At 72.1% G+C, this 14749-nt stretch carries 15 protein-coding genes; 6 read left to right on the forward strand and 9 right to left on the reverse strand.

The window, feature by feature from the left end:
- Nucleotides 1-14 precede the first annotated feature (14 nt).
- Together AB0J53_RS17645 and AB0J53_RS17650 are read left to right on the forward strand one after the other, a co-directional pair.
- The gene (locus AB0J53_RS17645) at nt 15-1361 is read left to right on the forward strand and encodes a helix-turn-helix domain-containing protein (RefSeq protein WP_364173164.1); all 1347 of its coding nucleotides are present in this window, start codon (nt 15-17) and stop codon (nt 1359-1361) included.
- A 54-nt stretch (nt 1362-1415) separates the two neighbouring features.
- Nucleotides 1416-1901 (forward strand): GtrA family protein, encoded by a 486-nt coding sequence (locus AB0J53_RS17650; protein WP_364173167.1) that lies wholly within the window; start codon nt 1416-1418, stop codon nt 1899-1901.
- 20 nt (nt 1902-1921) lie between these two features.
- On the opposite strand, the gene AB0J53_RS17655 is transcribed toward AB0J53_RS17650, so the two are convergent.
- The 8 genes from AB0J53_RS17655 to AB0J53_RS17690 all read right to left on the reverse strand — a co-directional run bounded on the left by AB0J53_RS17655 (nt 1922) and on the right by AB0J53_RS17690 (nt 7997).
- Nucleotides 1922-3199: an ATP-binding protein gene (locus AB0J53_RS17655; protein WP_364173169.1), complete on the reverse strand. Its 1278-nt coding sequence runs from the start codon at nt 3197-3199 to the stop codon at nt 1922-1924.
- Between the two features lie 2 nt (nt 3200-3201).
- A complete protein-coding gene (locus tag AB0J53_RS17660) occupies nt 3202-3870 on the reverse strand; it encodes a response regulator transcription factor (protein WP_043620820.1) in 669 nt (222 codons plus the stop codon).
- 234 nt (nt 3871-4104) lie between these two features.
- A complete protein-coding gene (gene bfr, locus AB0J53_RS17665; RefSeq protein WP_219499769.1) occupies nt 4105-4590 on the reverse strand; it encodes a bacterioferritin in 486 nt (161 codons plus the stop codon).
- A gap of 16 nt (nt 4591-4606) precedes the next feature.
- The gene (locus tag AB0J53_RS17670; RefSeq protein WP_082310492.1) at nt 4607-4783 is read right to left on the reverse strand and encodes a bacterioferritin-associated ferredoxin; all 177 of its coding nucleotides are present in this window, start codon (nt 4781-4783) and stop codon (nt 4607-4609) included.
- Nucleotides 4784-4873: 90 nt separating this feature from the next.
- Nucleotides 4874-5494: an MBL fold metallo-hydrolase gene (locus AB0J53_RS17675; protein ID WP_364173174.1), complete on the reverse strand. Its 621-nt coding sequence runs from the start codon at nt 5492-5494 to the stop codon at nt 4874-4876.
- Entirely contained in the window at nt 5495-6580 is a 1086-nt protein-coding gene (locus tag AB0J53_RS17680) for an S-(hydroxymethyl)mycothiol dehydrogenase (protein WP_219499773.1), read from the reverse strand. It lies immediately after the preceding gene.
- A gap of 55 nt (nt 6581-6635) precedes the next feature.
- The gene (locus tag AB0J53_RS17685; protein ID WP_219499775.1) at nt 6636-7148 is read right to left on the reverse strand and encodes a PH domain-containing protein; all 513 of its coding nucleotides are present in this window, start codon (nt 7146-7148) and stop codon (nt 6636-6638) included.
- Nucleotides 7149-7181: 33 nt separating this feature from the next.
- Nucleotides 7182-7997 carry a biotin--[acetyl-CoA-carboxylase] ligase gene (locus AB0J53_RS17690; protein ID WP_219499780.1) on the reverse strand — a complete coding sequence of 272 codons (816 nt, stop codon included), beginning with the start codon at nt 7995-7997 and terminating at the stop codon, nt 7182-7184.
- Between the two features lie 54 nt (nt 7998-8051).
- On the opposite strand from AB0J53_RS17690, the gene AB0J53_RS17695 reads away from it, so the two are divergent.
- The 3 genes from AB0J53_RS17695 to AB0J53_RS17705 are packed head-to-tail and all read left to right on the forward strand — an operon-like array spanning nt 8052 to nt 12215.
- A complete protein-coding gene (locus AB0J53_RS17695; protein WP_364173179.1) occupies nt 8052-10253 on the forward strand; it encodes an FdhF/YdeP family oxidoreductase in 2202 nt (733 codons plus the stop codon).
- The gene (gene fdhD, locus AB0J53_RS17700) at nt 10250-11083 is read left to right on the forward strand and encodes a formate dehydrogenase accessory sulfurtransferase FdhD (protein WP_364173182.1); all 834 of its coding nucleotides are present in this window, start codon (nt 10250-10252) and stop codon (nt 11081-11083) included. Before AB0J53_RS17695 ends, fdhD begins: the two co-directional genes overlap by 4 nt.
- Before the next feature lie 58 nt (nt 11084-11141).
- A complete protein-coding gene (locus AB0J53_RS17705) occupies nt 11142-12215 on the forward strand; it encodes an epoxide hydrolase family protein (RefSeq protein ID WP_364173185.1) in 1074 nt (357 codons plus the stop codon).
- 26 nt (nt 12216-12241) lie between these two features.
- Here the strand turns inward: AB0J53_RS17705 and AB0J53_RS17710 are convergent, their stop codons facing one another.
- Nucleotides 12242-14143, reverse strand: a complete 1902-nt coding sequence (locus tag AB0J53_RS17710; protein ID WP_364173188.1) for an N-6 DNA methylase — start codon at nt 14141-14143, stop codon at nt 12242-12244.
- 121 nt (nt 14144-14264) lie between these two features.
- Between AB0J53_RS17710 and AB0J53_RS17715 the strand changes: the two genes are divergently transcribed.
- Nucleotides 14265-14729 carry a hypothetical protein gene (locus AB0J53_RS17715; RefSeq protein WP_364173191.1) on the forward strand — a complete coding sequence of 155 codons (465 nt, stop codon included), beginning with the start codon at nt 14265-14267 and terminating at the stop codon, nt 14727-14729.
- Nucleotides 14730-14749 lie beyond the last annotated feature (20 nt).

Here is a 14749-nt window from a genome sequence, read left to right on the forward strand (position 1 = left end):
GCTATCGTGTGCGGGTGGCACACGTACTGGAGGATTTGCAGAGGTTGGCCGGGCCTGTCCCGGCCGGTCCCTTCTCCGGGGTGCGGCTCGTGGAGGACCTGCGCGAGGTGGCCCGCCTGCCCGCCGGGTCGATCGCCGTCCTCACCGCCGCCGCCTCCCGCGAGGCGGGCTCCTACCGCCTCGACGTCGCGCTGCGCGACGCCGCCGCCGCCCGCGCCGCCGCGCTGGTGCTCACCGGGCCGGACGTCGCGGAGGCCGGCCGCAGCGCCGCCACGCTGGCCGAGCGGAGCGGGATCGGGGTGTACGCCGCCGGAGGCGACCTGGCCGCGCTGGTCGTCGGCCTGGAGCGCGCCGTCGCGGGCGACGCCTCCGACGCCCTGGCCAGGACCGTCACCGCCGTACGCGCCATCCTGCGGGCGGGCGGCACCCCGGAGCGCATCGCCGAGGCGGCGACCGGGGCCCTCGGCGTCCCGCTCCCCGAGGAGGGCGCCGACGCCCCCGGCGGCCACCTGGGCACGGCGGTGGAGGTCGTGGCGCGCTTCGCCGAGCTGGCGGCCGCCGCCGGACCGGCCGACGAGCCGGCGGGCAGGTCGCGGGCGCAACTGCTCACCGAGCTGCTGGTCGCGCCGGAGAAGCAGGCCCAGGAGCTGGCCCCGCGCGCCCGCGCGCTGGGGCTGCCGGTCGACGACTGGCACGTGGTGCTTCGCCTTGAACCGGTGATGGAGGAGGGCCCGCAACGCTACGCCCTGCTCGACGCGGTGGCTGCCAGGGCCGTGCGGGCGGCCCGCGAGATCGTCGGCCCGGAGTGGAACGGCGCGCTGGCCGGTGACGCGCTGGTCGTCGTCCGCTCGCTCCCCCGCGACCAGGGCCGGGCCGGCCTGCGCGAGGCCGCCCGCGACGCGGCCCGCCTGCTGGAGCGGGTCCGCCCGGCGGGCGCCGAGCTGCGCTGTGGCGTGAGCACCGCGCACCGGGGCCTGCTCGGCCTGCGCACCTCGGCCGCCGAGGCGCGCACGGCGCTCAGGCGCAGCCCGGCCCCGCTCGCCGTGTACGACCTGGCCGGGCTGGACCGCATGCTGGAGGAGTGGTACGCCTCCGATGCCGCCCACCAGGCCGTCAGGGAGCTGCTGCAGCCCATCCTCGACCTCAAGGGCGACCGCCCGGCCCACCTGATCGGCATCCTGCGCGCCTACCTGGACCATCACGGCTCCCCGGCCCGCGCCGCCGAGGAATTGCACATGCACCGAAACGCCGTGAGCCGCAACATCCGTCGCATAGAAGCCCTGCTCCACGCGGACCTGGACGATCCCCAGCAAAGGTTGGCGCTCCAGCTCGCCTGCCGGGCGGCGCGTCCGGCGTTGTGACAACCGGTACGCTGAAGTCGTCATGCCTGCCGAAAAGGAAGGGCGAGCAGGAGCGTGCTGCAGTTCGCCAAAGGCCTGTACCAGCGTTTCGCCGCCCTGGTCCATGAGCTGACCAAGTTCGGCACCGTCGGTGCCGCCGCCTTCGTGATCGACACGGGCATGTACAACCTGTTCCTGCTGGTGATCGACCTCGGGCCGATGACGTCCAAGGTGTTCGCCACGGCGATCTCCACCTCGTTCGCCTATCTGGGCAACCGGTTCTGGACGTTCCGCCACCGCGAGCAGAGCGGGCTGGGGCGCGAATACTTCCTGTTCTTCCTGCTCAACGGCATCGCGCTGCTGTTCAGCGTGCTGACGATCGGCTTCACCACCTACACGCTGCACCTGGACGACCCGGTCAGCGCCAACATCGCCAACATCATCGGCGTCGGCCTGGGCACGCTGTTCCGCTACTGGTCGTACAAGAAGTGGGTGTTCCTGGAGGCGACCGAGCCGATCCCCGCGGAGCTGCCCGACACGGGGATCAGGCAGGACCGCTGACTCAGGGCGGGACCGCTGACTCAGGCGGGACCGCTGACGACGCGGTTGCGGCCGTTGTCCTCGGCCAGCCGCAGGAAGACGGCGAAGGCCGCCGGGCGACGCCGCACCAGCTCCAGCCGGCCGCCGTCGGCGGCGGCCAGCGCGCGGGCGAGCGTCAGGCCGAGGCCGGTGCCCCCGCCGCCGCTCACGTTGCGCTCGAAGATCTTGGGTGCGATCTCGTCGGAGATGCCCGGGCCCTCGTCGGCCACCTCGACCACCACGGAGCTGTCACCACTGGTCGTGGTGACGGTGACGGTGCCGCCGCCGTGGCGCAGGGAGTTCTCCAGCAGGGTCGCGATGACCTGGCCGAAGCCGCCGGTCGTGGCCAGCGCCTTGAGGTCGCGCGAGCCGGCGAGCACGAGCGTGCGGCCCACGCCGCGGAAGACCGGCTGCCACTCGGTCACCTGCTGGATGAGCACCTCGTCGATGGAGATCGGCTCGGCCTGGGCGTGCCGCTGGCGGCGCGCGGCTGCCAGCAGCTCGTCGATGACCGCCGTGAGGCGCTCGGCCTGCACGATGGCGGCCTCGCCCTCCTCGCGCACCACCACGGGCTGGTCGGAGGCGGCGACGATCTCCTCCAGGCGCATGGTGAGCCCGGTGAGCGGGGTGCGGAGCTGGTGGGAGGCGTCGGTGGCGAACTCGCGTTCGCGGGTGAGCAGGTCGGAGATGCGCGTGGCACTGCGGTCGAGCACCTGGGCCACCTGGTCGAGCTCGGGGATGCCGTAGCGGTGCTTGCTCGGCCGGGCGTCACCCGAGCCGAGCCGTTCGGCGATCTTGGCCAGGTCCTGCAGCGGCAGCGTGAGGCGGCGTGACTGCACGATGGCCAGGCCCACGGCCACGGCGAGAGCCGCGACGGCCAGCGCCACGATCAGCAGCAGGCGGGCGTAGACGTCCTGCTCGACCTGGGCCCGGTCGCGGCTCACCCGGACGAAGATGCCGCTGTCGGACTCCGCGTCCTCGGTCATCTGCTCCCCGGACGACGGCTGCGAGCCGACGATCGTGGCCTTGGGCGGGTTTCCGCGCTCGAATATCTGGATGTAGCGGTCGGGGTATTTCTGCTCCAGCTGCTTGGGGTCGAGCGGGGTCTCTTGGATACGGGCGTATTCGACCTCCCCGACCAGACGGGTCGCCTCCGACCTGAGCTGCTGGGCCGCCTCGTCGACGATCAGCCGGCTGACCACGATGCCGAGGGGAACCCCTAGCAGCAGGACGGCGATGACCGCCACCACCAGGGTTGAGGTGAGCAGGCGTCGGCGCATGCCTACTCGCGTTCGAAGCGGAAGCCGACTCCCCGGACGGTGGTGATGTAGCGGGGCTTGGCCGCGTCGTCGCCGAGCTTGCGGCGCAGCCACGAGATGTGCATGTCGAGTGTCTTGGTGGAGCCCCACCAGTTGGTATCCCATACCTCGCGCATGATCTGCTCGCGCGTCACCACCTTTCCGGCGTCGCGGACCAGAACCCTGAGCAGGTCGAACTCCTTCGTGGTCAGGTGCAGCTCCTTCTCGCCCATCCAGGCGCGGCGGGAGTCGGCGTCGATGCGGACGCCCTGCACGACCGGGGTCTCGGAGGTGCCGCGGCGCAGCAGCGCCCGCACCCGGGCGAGCAGCTCGGCGAGCCGGAACGGCTTGGTGACGTAGTCGTCGGCGCCGGCGTCGAGGCCGACGACGGTGTCGACCTCGTCGACGCGGGCGGTGAGGATCAGCACCGGGGTGCCGTGCCCTTCGGCACGGATCCGCCGGGCCACCTCCAGGCCGTCCATCTCGGGCAGGCCAAGGTCGAGAACGATGAGGTCGATGCCCCCCGACAGAGCCCTCTCCAGGGCCTGCGGGCCGTCGGGGCTCACCTCAACCTGATAGCCCTCGCGGCGCAGGGCGCGCGCGAGCGGCTCGGAAATCGAGGTGTCATCCTCGGCGAGAAGTACGCAGGTCATGGAGCGATCGTAGGACCTTAAGCGATCGTTTCCCGGGCACAGCGCGCGGTTTGACTCGTCGTTGACCTATCCATTGACCTGGGCAAACGCGGCTAAATATCGGTTAGTCATGATTAAATTACCGCGATTGCCGTGGGTAAAAGGGTTACGCCCCCGTGGTTCCCCGCGGCGAAAGTTGGCGCCAGAAACGCGCGCGCCCGCCGTCGGCGCGGCGGGCGATCGGACGCGGCGGGCTCAGTCGTCGACGGACGGCGGCTCGGCGTAGCGGGCCAGGTAGAGCTGGTCGCCCAGGGTCTGCATCAGGCCGAGCTCGGTTTCGAGGTAGTCGATGTGCTGCTCCTCGTCGGCGAGGATGTCCTCGAAGATCCGCGCCGAGGTGATGTCGCCCTTCTCGCGCATGAGCTGGATGGCCGGCCGCAGCCGCTGCACCACCGACAGCTCGACCTCCAGGTCCGCCTGCAACTGCTCGCGGACCGTCTGCCCGATGTGCAGCGTGCCGAGCCGCTGGTAGTTGGGCAGTCCTTCGAGGAAGAGGATGCGGTCGGTGAGGCGCTCGGCGTGGCGCATCTCGTCGATCGACTCTTCGCGGGTGTGCTCGGCGAGCTTGGTGTATCCCCAGTTCTCCTGCATCTTGGCGTGCAGGAAATACTGGTTGATCGCCGTGAGCTCCGCCGTGAGCTGCTCGTTGAGCAGCTCGATGATCTGCTTGTCGCCCTGCATGAACGGGCCCCTTGTGCTATGCGGTGGTCAGTTCCTCAGACCGCTTCAGGATCGCACAGATCTTCCGTACGCAAGAGGCACAGTCGCCCCCGGCGCCCGTGGTGTCGCGAACCTGTTTCGCACTCCGCGCACCCGCGGCGATGCAGTCGTGGACCTCGTTTTCGGTCACAGCACGACAAACACACACGTACATCCGCGGGGAGCCTCTCAGGGGTGGGATAGGTAAGGCACACCTAAGATAGCCCACCGCGGTAAGGCTTGCCTATGTTAGGTAAGCCACACCTCAGTGGCCCCGCGTGATCCATTCCTGCAGGTGAGGGGCCTCGGCGCCGATCGAGGTGGAGTCGCCGTGCCCGGTGTGGACGACGGTCTCGGGCGGCAGCGTCAGCAGGCGGTCGCGGATCGACTCGATGATCGTGCCGAACGACGAGTGCGAACGCCCGGTCGCCCCCGGCCCGCCCTTGAACAGCGTGTCGCCGCTGAACAGCACGCACAGCTCGGGCGCGTACAGGCAGACCGCGCCGGGCGCGTGCCCCGGCGTGTGGACGACCTGCAGCGCGATCCCGCCGGCCTCGATCTTCTCGCCGTCGCCCAGCGGCGTGTACGTGACCTCGTCCCCGTAGACCTGCGACCACAGGACCTGGTCGGCCGGGTGCAGCCGGATCGGCGCGCCCGTGAGGTCGCTCAGCTCCTTGGCGGCGTTGACGTGGTCGTTGTGCGCGTGGGTGCAGACGATGGCCCGGACCGTGCGGTCGCCGACCCGGTCGGCGATGGCCCTGGCGTCGTGGGCGGCGTCGATGACGACGACCTCGCGGGCGTCGCCGACCAGCCAGACGTTGTTGTCGACGTCCCAGGTGCCGCCGTCGAGCGAGAACGTGCCTGAGGTGATGACCCTGTCGAGCATCTAGAGGATCACCACCGAGCGCAGCACGTCGCCGCGGTGCATCTTGGCGAACGCCTCCTCGACCTGGTCGAGGCCGATGGTCTCGGTGACGAACCGGTCGAGCGGCAGCCGGTGCTGCAGGAACAGGTCGATGAGCATCGGGAAGTCGCGGCTCGGCAGGCAGTCGCCGTACCAGGAGGACTTCAGCGCCCCGCCCCGGCCGAACACGTCGAGCAGCGGCAGCTCCAGCGTCATCTCCGGCGTCGGCACGCCGACGAGCACCACGGTGCCGGCCAGGTCGCGGGCGTAGAACGCCTGCTTGTAGGTCTCGGGGCGGCCGACCGCCTCGATCACCACGTCGGCGCCGAACCCGCCGGTCAGGTCGCGGATCGCCTCGACCGGGTCGCTCTCGCGCGAGTTGACCGTGTCGGTGGCGCCGAAGCCGCGCGCCCACTCCAGCTTGCGGTCGTCCACGTCCACCGCGATGATCTTGGCGGCGCCGGCCAGCGAGGCGCCGAGCACGGCCGCGTCGCCGACCCCGCCGCAGCCGATCACGGCCACGCTGTCGCCGCGGGTCACGCCGCCGGTGTTGATGGCCGCGCCGATGCCGGCCATCACGCCGCAGCCCAGCAGCCCGGCCACCGACGCGGGCGCCTCGGCGGAGACCTTGGTGCACTGCCCGGCGGCCACCAGCGTCTTCTCCAGGAACGCGCCGATGCCCAGCGCGGGAGACAGCTCGGTGCCGTCGGTGAGCGTCATCTTCTGCGCGGCGTTGTGCGTGTTGAAGCAGTACCACGGCCTGCCGCGCAGGCACGCCCGGCACTGGCCGCACACGGCACGCCAGTTGAGGATCACGAAGTCGCCCGGCTCCAGCCCGGTGACGCCCTCGCCGACGGCCTCGACCACGCCCGCCGCCTCGTGGCCCAGCAGGAACGGGAAGTCGTCGCTGATGCCGCCCTCCCGATAGTGGAGGTCGGTGTGGCAGACGCCGCACGCCTGCACGTTCACCACCGCCTCGCCGGGCCCCGGGTCCGGCACCAGCACCGTTTCGATGGCCACTTCCCGGCCCTTGCCTGTGGCGATGACGCCCTGCACTTCGTACGGCATGGCAGCCATCTTGTGTCAGGAGGATGATCTCCGCAAGGGATGCGCGCCCAGGAGGCTAACGCTCGTCGACCTCGCCGTCGGAGGCGTCCTCCACCAGGCGGAACAGATCCATGCGGACGTCCTGGATGCGCGGGATGTCGCGCAGCACGATCTGGCCCCGGTCACCGGCCGACTCGACGACCAGCGTGCCGCAGCCGAGCAGCCGCTCGGCGAACGTCTGGTCGGAGCTGACCGTGTTGACCTTGGCCATGGGGATCTCGTCCGTCGACTTGTTCAGCACGCCGGTGCTGATCGAGAAGCGGTGCGTGGTGAGCACGTAACCGGTGTTCTTCCACTGCAGGTAGGGCACGAACGACCAGATCACCAGCAGGAGGAGGGCGATGACGCCGACCGCGACGCGGGCGTGGAAGGCGTACTCCCAGGTGCCCGGGATGAAGTACAGCGCCGCGCCCGTGGCCGCGGCGATGAGCACGAGCGCGACGAAAGGCACGATCAGCCGCTTCCAGTGAGGGTGGAAGGACCGCACGCGCCGCTCACCCTGTGTCAGGTGATGGTCGGGGATGGTCATGCGGACATGCTGCCACCACCCCGCCCCCGGCGGCTATGCCGCGGGCCGAACGTGCACGACGTCGCCGGCGCTCAGCGCGGCGGTCTCGGCGCCGGTGTCGACCTGGAGCTGCCCGGCGGTGTCGACGCCGGTGGCCAGGCCGGTGAGCGCGCCGCCGCCGGGCAGCTCGACGCGCACGCGGCGGCCGATCGTCGCGCAGGACGCCTGGTAGGCGGCGCGCAGCCCGCACGCGTCGGCGTCGCCGCCCGCCTCGGTCCACTCGCGGTAGTGGACGTCGATCTCCCGGAGCGTCGCCCGCAGCAGCGGGTCGCGGTCGAGGCAGGCGGCCTCCTCGACGGCCAGCGACGTGCCCGTCTCCACGGGCAGCTCGTCCCGCGTGAGCAGGACGTTCAGGCCCATGCCGATGACGACGGCGTCACCGGACCGCTCGGCGAGCACCCCGGCCAGCTTGCGCTCGCCGATGAGCAGGTCGTTGGGCCACTTCAGGCGTACGTCGACCTCGGCCAGGCGGCGCACCGCCGACGCGGCGGCCACCCCGAACAGCAGCGGCAGCCAGCCGAAGGCGGCGACCGGCACGGTGGGCCTGAGCAGGATGGAGAAGGTCAGGCCCGCGCGGGCCGGGGCGCCCCAGGCGCGGCCGAGCCTGCCCCGCCCGGCGGTCTGCTCCTCGGCGACCAGCACCCGCCCCTCCTCGGCGCCATCCCGGGCGGCCCTGGCCAGGTCGGCGTTGGTGGAGCCGGTGCTGTCGACGACGGTGACGCCGGTCCACAGGGAGCCGGGCCGCAGCAGGGCGCGGTTGAGCGCCTGCTCGGAGAGCGGCGGCCGGTCGAGGTCGGAGTAACGAGACACCCGTCCATCTTGCCGTGGTCGGGGGCATGGCCGTGCCGGGGAGAAGATGGGGACATGAGGAGACTGGATCCGCGCAACTGGGCCTCGTGGCGGCCGTTCGGGCTGGGGCTGCGCAAGCCGAACAACTACCTTGAGCTGGTCAAGGCGTTCCGGGCGGTCAAGGGCAACCGGCGCTACGCGTGGCGGATCCTCAACCAGGGCACCTGCGACGGCTGCGCCCTGGGCACCAAGGGCATGCGCGACTGGACCATGCCGGAGATCCACCTGTGCAACATCAGGCTGCGGCTGCTGCCGCTCAACACGATGCCCGCGCTGGACGTGTCGCTCCTGCGCGACGTCTCGGGGCTCAGCGGCAGGAAGAGCGCCGAGCTGCGCGAGCTGGGCCGGCTCCCCTACCCGATGCTGCGGCGCGCCGGCGAGCCCGGCTTCACCCGCGTCTCCTGGGACGAGGCGCTGCGCGTGGCCGCCGGCGGGCTGCGCGACGCCCGCTTCGGCGCCTACCTGACCAGCCGCGGCATGCCGAACGAGAACTACTACGCGGCCCAGAAGGCGGTGCGGGCGCTCGGCACCAACAACATCGACAACGCCGCCCGCATCTGCCACTCGCCCTCGACCGTGGCGCTCAAGGAGGCGATCGGGGCGGCGGCCACGACCTGCTCCTACACGGACTGGATCGGCTCCGACCTGATCGTCTTCATCGGCTCCAACCCGTCGAACAACCAGCCGGTGGCGATGAAGTACCTCTACCACGCCAAGAAGGCCGGCACCCGGATCGCGATGGTCAACGCCTACCGCGAGCCGGGGATGGAACGCTACTGGGTGCCGTCCAACGCCGAGTCGGCGGTGTTCGGGACGAAGATCACCGATGACTTCTTCGGCGTGAACGTGGGCGGCGACATCGGGTTCCTCAACGGGGTGCTCAAGCATCTGATCGAGGCCGGCGCGGTGGACGAGGAGTTCGTGGCGCGGCACACCACCGGGTTCGAGGCCGTGCGCGAGGCGGTGGCCGGGCAGTCGTGGGAGACGCTGGAGGCGCTGTCCGGCTCGACCCGCGCCGACATGCGGCGCATGGCCGAGCTGCTGGCCGAGGCCAGGTCGGCGGTGCTGGTGTGGTCGATGGGCATCACGCAGCACTCCTACGGCGAGGACAACGTGCGCGCGATCGTCAACCTGGCGCTGGCGCGCGGGTTCGTCGGGCGTGAGGGGTGCGGGCTGATGCCGATCCGGGGCCACAGCGGGGTGCAGGGCGGGGCCGAGATGGGGGCGTACGCGACCGGGCTGCCGGGCGGGCTGCCGATCACCGAGGCCAACGCCGCGAAGTTCACCGGCATGTGGGGGTTCGAGGTGCCCGCCACGCCGGGGCTGACCGCGACCGACATGATCGACGCGGCCCACGCGGGCGAGCTGGACGCGCTCGTCTCCTCCGGCGGCAACTTCCTGGAGGTGCTGCCCGACCCCGCCTACTGCCGGGAGGCCCTGGCGCGGCTCAAGCTGCGGGTGCACGTCGACATCGTGCTGTCGTCGCAGATGCTGGTGCCCGCCGAGGGCGACGTGCTGCTGCTGCCCGCGCAGACCCGCTACGAGATGACGGGCGGCGTGACCGAGACCTCGACCGAGCGGCGGATCATCTTCTCGCCGGAGGTGGAGGGGCCGCGGATCGGCGAGGCGTGGCCGGAGTGGAAGATCTTCACCGAGCTGGCCGCCCGCACCCGGCCCGGCATCGCGGCGAACGTGCGCTTCACCGGCACCCCGCAGATCCGCGCCGAGATCGAGCGGGCCGTCCCGTTCTACGAGGGCATCGCCGGCCTCAAGCGCTTCGGCGACAGCGTCCAGTACGGCGGCGCCCACCTGTGCCCCGGCGGCCGCTTCCCCACGCCCGACGGCCTGGCCCGCTTCTCCCCCGTCGAGCCGCCCGCACTGGAGCGCCCCGACGGCGCGTTCATGGTGGCGACGCGGCGCGGCAAGCAGTTCAACAGCATGGTCCACGAGCGCCTCGACGGCTTCAACGGCGCGATGCGCGAAGCTGTGCTGATGAGCGAGTACGACGCCGACCGGCTCGGCCTGCCCGACGGCGCGCCCGTCGAGCTGCGCTCGGGCGAGCGCGCCTACCGGGGCAAGGTGCTGCGGGCGCCGCTGATGCCGGGCAACCTCCAGGTCCACTGGCCGGAGGGCAACGTGCTGCTGGACGAGGCGCGGCGCTCCCCGCAGGCCCGCATCCCCGACTACAACGCGCTCGTCACGGTGCGTCCGCTGTGACCCGGCCGGGCCCGAGCAGGCGGGTGCGCGTGCGCGAGCTGACGGGCGGCTCGGCGGTGGAGCGGCGCGACGACCTGGCGACCGAGGAGCCGCTGGAGATCCGCCTGACGGCCGCGGGCGGCACGCGCCGGACGATCGCCATCACCATGCGCACGCCGGGCCACGACTTCGAGCTGGCCGCCGGGTTCCTGCACGGCGAGGGGCTGGCGCACGACGACGGCATCGCCTCGATCGCCTACTGCACCGACGAGGACCTGCCGCCCGAGGCCCGCTACAACACGGTCACCGTGCGGCTGCGCGGGCCGATGCCCGAGCTGCCCGCGCTGGAGCGCCACTTCCTCACCTCCAGCGCGTGCGGCGTGTGCGGCTCGGCGAGCCTCGACGCGCTGCGCGGCCGTTGCCGCCCGCTCCCGCCCGGCGACCTGCGGCTCACTCCCGAGGTCCTGTACGGGCTGCCGGGCGCGTTGCGGGCCGGGCAGGGGGTGTTCGGCAAGACGGGCGGCCTGCACGCGGCCGGGCTGTTCACCGCCGAGGGCGAGACGGTCGTGGTGCGCGAGGACGTGGGCCGGCACAACGCGGTGGACAAGCTGGTGGGCTGGGCGGCGATGAACGGGCGGCTGCCGCTGTCCGGCCACGTCCTCATGGTGAGCGGCCGGGCCAGCTACGAGATCATGCAGAAGGCCCTGGCCGCGGGCCTGCCGGCGGTGTGCGCGGTGTCGGCGCCCTCGTCGCTGGCGGTGGACCTGGCCAGGGAGTTCGGCATGACGCTGGTCGGGTTCCTGCGCGGCGAGCGGTGCAACGTCTATGCGGACGCCAACAGAGTGGAATGAACTGTTCCGTTCTGCTATAGTTGGAACAGAACGAACCGTTCCAGCTCTGGAGGTCGCCGTGATCCACCCCTACCGCATCGAGATCCCCCAGGCCGACCTCGACGACCTGGCCGCCCGGCTGCGGCTGACCCGCTTCGCCGACGAGATCCCCGGCGCCGAGCAGGGCGTCGCCGTCGAGCGCGTCCGGCGCCTGGTCACCCGCTGGCGCGACGGCTTCGACTGGCGCGCCGTCGAGGCCAGGCTCAACGCCCTCCCCCAGTACGTCACCGAGATCGACGGCCAGGACATCCACTTCCTGCACGTGCGCTCCGGCAACCCCGACGCGCTGCCGCTGATCCTCACCCACGGCTGGCCGGGCTCGATCGCCGAGTACCTCGACGCCGTCGAGCCGCTGTCACGCCACTTCCACCTGGTCATCCCGTCGCTGCCCGGCTACGGCTTCTCCGGCCCGACCAAGGAGCTCGGCTGGAACAACCGGCGCATCGCCGCCGCCTGGGCCGAGCTGATGGCCCGCCTCGGCTACACCCGCTACGGCGCGGTCGGCAACGACGCCGGCTCGATGATCTCCCCCGAGGTCGGCCGGGTCGACCCGGAGCACGTCGTCGGCGTGCACGTCACGCAGGTCTTCTCCTTCCCGTCCGGCGACCCCGCCGAGTTCGCCGACCTGTCGGAGGAGGACCAGGCCGGGCTGGCCGTCCTCGACTGGTTCTGGAAGGAGAAGGGCGCCTTCAACGTCCTGCAGTCGCAGCAGCCGCAGACGCTGGCCCACGCCGTCACCGACTCCCCCGCCGGCCTGGTCGGCTGGCTCGCCCAGCTCTTCGACGAGGACCTGGACGACGACTTCGTGCTGACGAACGCCGCCATCCACTGGTTCACCGGCACCGCGGCCTCCGCCCTGCGCCTGTACTGGGAGAACGCCCGCATGGAGCCCGTCACGGAGCCCACCACCGTGCCGCTCGGCCTGGCCATGGCCGAGGGCGACTTCAAGTCGATCCGGCGCTTCGCTGAGCGCGACCACGCGAACATCGTCTCCTGGAAGACGCTGCCCGCCCCCGCGCACGGCCACTACACGGCTCACACCGCGACCGAGGCCCTGACGGACGACATCCGGGCCTTCTTCGAAGCCTTGTGATCAGTCCGATCGATCAGCCCGGGTGATCAGTCCGGCTCGCGCCAGGCCGGGTCGTCGGCCGACAGCAGCACCAGGCCGCCGGTCAGCCCGTCGAGGGTGTCCTGCACGAGGTCGGCGCCGTGCTCGGCGAGCTGCCTGAGCGACGCGGTCAGGGTCTGCAGGTGCCGGAACGCCCTGCCGTACGCCCGCTGCTCCTCGATGGGGAGCAGCGGGATCTCGGCGCGCCGGACGTCCACCCGGTGGGTCGAGGACATCGAGGCGTAGTGGCGCAGGTTGCCCTGGGCGGTGAGGAACCCGGCCAGGAAGTGCGGGTCCAGCCGCTCCGGGTCGGGGCGCAGCAGGTGGAGCTGGGTGCCGATGACGTCGCCGCCGCCGGAGACCACGACCGCCACCGGCGTCCTGACGACCTGCGGCACGAGCACGTCGCCGGGGCGGGTGCGGAGCTCCTTGCGCACCGAGCCGGGCGGCCCGGTGGCGGCGCGGCGGCGTACGACGTCCTCGGCCGTGAGGACGGGGGCCTCGGCGGGGACGGCGGGGGTCTCGCCGGGGCGGGCGGGGGCCTGCTGGTGGACGGTGAGCAGGTTGCGGCGTTCGAGCTCGGCCACCGGGACGAGCGGGCGGTCGCGGCCTGAGGGGGCCGGCTCGATGCCGGGAAGCAGCGCGAGCGTGTCGGCGAGCGTCTCGTGCAGGCGGTCGCGGCTGCGCACGATCCGCTCCGGCGACAGGCCGGACGGCGTGGCGGGCAGGTAGCGGCCGGGCAGCAGGTCGACCTCGTCGTTGAGCAGGTCGATGACGGGCACGGCGCGGCTCACGCCGGGCTCGTCGCCGCCGTCGCCGTGGCGGAAGCGTTCCCAGGCGGCCAGCGCCGTCGCGGCGAAGTCGCCCTGCCGGGCGGAGGTGTCGACCATCAGGACGGCCCCGGGCGGCGCCGATCCGCCTGGCCGGCACAGCACCCAGAGCGTGAGGCCGACGGACATGTTCGGCACGCTGCCCACGGGCAGGGCGATCACCGCGCGGAGCGCGCCCCGGCGCAGGAGCTGCGCCCTGATGCGCCGGCCCGACCGGCGACCGGCCGCCGCGGGCGGCATGAGCAGCACCGCGAACCCGCCCGGCACCAGGTGGGCCAGCGCGTGCTGGACCCAGGCGAGCTCGGGCTCGGTGCGCGGCGGCAGGCCGTACTCCCAGCGGGCGTCGGCGGTGAGCTCCTCGTAGCCCCAGTTGCGGTCGTTGAAGGGCGGGTTGCAGACGACGGCGTCGACGGCGGCGCCGGGGAACGCGTCGGCCCGCAGCGAGTCGCCCGCCCGGATGTCGGCGTCGCCGGGGCCGAAGGCCAGCGAGATCGCCGTCAGGCGGGCCGTGGCCTCGCTCAAATCCTGGCCGAGGAGCTGCCCGGCGGACCGCTCGCGCACGGCGCGCAGCAGCATGCCCCAGCCGCAGGCCGGGTCGAGGACGCGGCGGGCGGAGGCGGGCAGGAGTGCCGCGATCAGATCGGCGACCGCTTTGGGCGTGAGGCTGGCGCGCTGTGACTCGGCGTAGCGCTCGTACAGGAACTGGAAGGTCTCCTCGGGGCCGGTCACGGCGGCGAGCTCGGCCAGCCCGCGCTGGGCGTCGTTCTCGGGGCGGGCCTCGCCCCGGCGGGCGCGCAGCAGGAACGAGCCGAGGTCGGCGATCAGGGCGGGCAGCTCGTCCTCGGCGACGCCGGCGCGCAGCTCCTGCCAGAACCACTCGCGCCTGGGCAGCGGCCTGGCCTCGGTGTGGGCGCGCAGCCAGTCCTTGATCTCCTTCAGGGAGAAGGTGGGGCTGGCGGTGGTGCCGCCTACGGGCTGCGGGAAGTCGTCGTGGCGGCGGCGCCAGTTGCTCACGGCGGCGCGGCCGACGTCGCCCAGCCTGGCGATGTCCGCCGCGGTCACCTGGACGTCCCTGTCCACAAGCTCTCCTCAACGACGACGTGGCAAAAACCTACCCATGTCACACAACGACAGAACCAATGCTGGTCGATTCCATCAACACATGCTTCACTGGACATACGTAACGGAAGGGCCAGATGCCGTGAAGCCCACCACGTGGTGTCGAGGCAGGGCGGTGCACCTGCTGGACATAGAGAACCTGACCGCGACGAGCCTGCCGACCACCGCCGAGGTCGCCGCCGTGATGGCGCTGTACCGGTCGATCGTGCCGATCGGGCCGATGGACCAGTTCATCGTGGCGGTCAACCACAAGGCGCTGGTCCAGGCCGGGATCGCGTTCCGCGGCGTGCAACTGCTCGTCAGGTCCGGCCCCGACGGCGCCGACCGGGCCCTCGTCGAGACCGCGTACGTGGACCGTCTCGGGCAGCGCTTCGACCGGGTGGTGATCGGCTCGGGCGACGGGTTCTTCACCGAGCTGGCGGTCTGGCTGCTCACGCAGGGGGTCGGGGTGACCGTGGTGTCCCGCCGGGGATCGCTCAACTGGCGCCTGTACGCCGCGGTGCGTGACTCCGTGGCCTTCGAGCCGCCCGCCCCGATCGCCGCCTGACCAGGCGTTGCGCCGGGCGC

The organism is Nonomuraea sp. NPDC049725, from assembly GCF_040674795.1.
Lineage (GTDB): Bacteria > Actinomycetota > Actinomycetes > Streptosporangiales > Streptosporangiaceae > Nonomuraea > Nonomuraea ceibae.

Excerpts from the sequence above, each read along its gene's own strand:
- AB0J53_RS17675 (WP_364173174.1), bottom strand. The coding sequence starts at position 5,494 with ATGCTCGACAGGGTCATCACCTCAGGCACGTTCTCGCTCGACGGCGGC.
- AB0J53_RS17685 (WP_219499775.1), bottom strand. The coding sequence starts at position 7,148 with ATGACCATCCCCGACCATCACCTGACACAGGGTGAGCGGCGCGTGCGG.
- AB0J53_RS17695 (WP_364173179.1), top strand. The coding sequence starts at position 8,052 with ATGAGGAGACTGGATCCGCGCAACTGGGCCTCGTGGCGGCCGTTCGGG.
- AB0J53_RS17670 (WP_082310492.1), bottom strand. The coding sequence starts at position 4,783 with ATGTACGTGTGTGTTTGTCGTGCTGTGACCGAAAACGAGGTCCACGAC.
- AB0J53_RS17655 (WP_364173169.1), bottom strand. The coding sequence starts at position 3,199 with ATGCGCCGACGCCTGCTCACCTCAACCCTGGTGGTGGCGGTCATCGCC.
- AB0J53_RS17680 (WP_219499773.1), bottom strand. The coding sequence starts at position 6,580 with ATGCCGTACGAAGTGCAGGGCGTCATCGCCACAGGCAAGGGCCGGGAA.
- bfr (WP_219499769.1), bottom strand. The coding sequence starts at position 4,590 with ATGCAGGGCGACAAGCAGATCATCGAGCTGCTCAACGAGCAGCTCACG.
- AB0J53_RS17660 (WP_043620820.1), bottom strand. The coding sequence starts at position 3,870 with ATGACCTGCGTACTTCTCGCCGAGGATGACACCTCGATTTCCGAGCCG.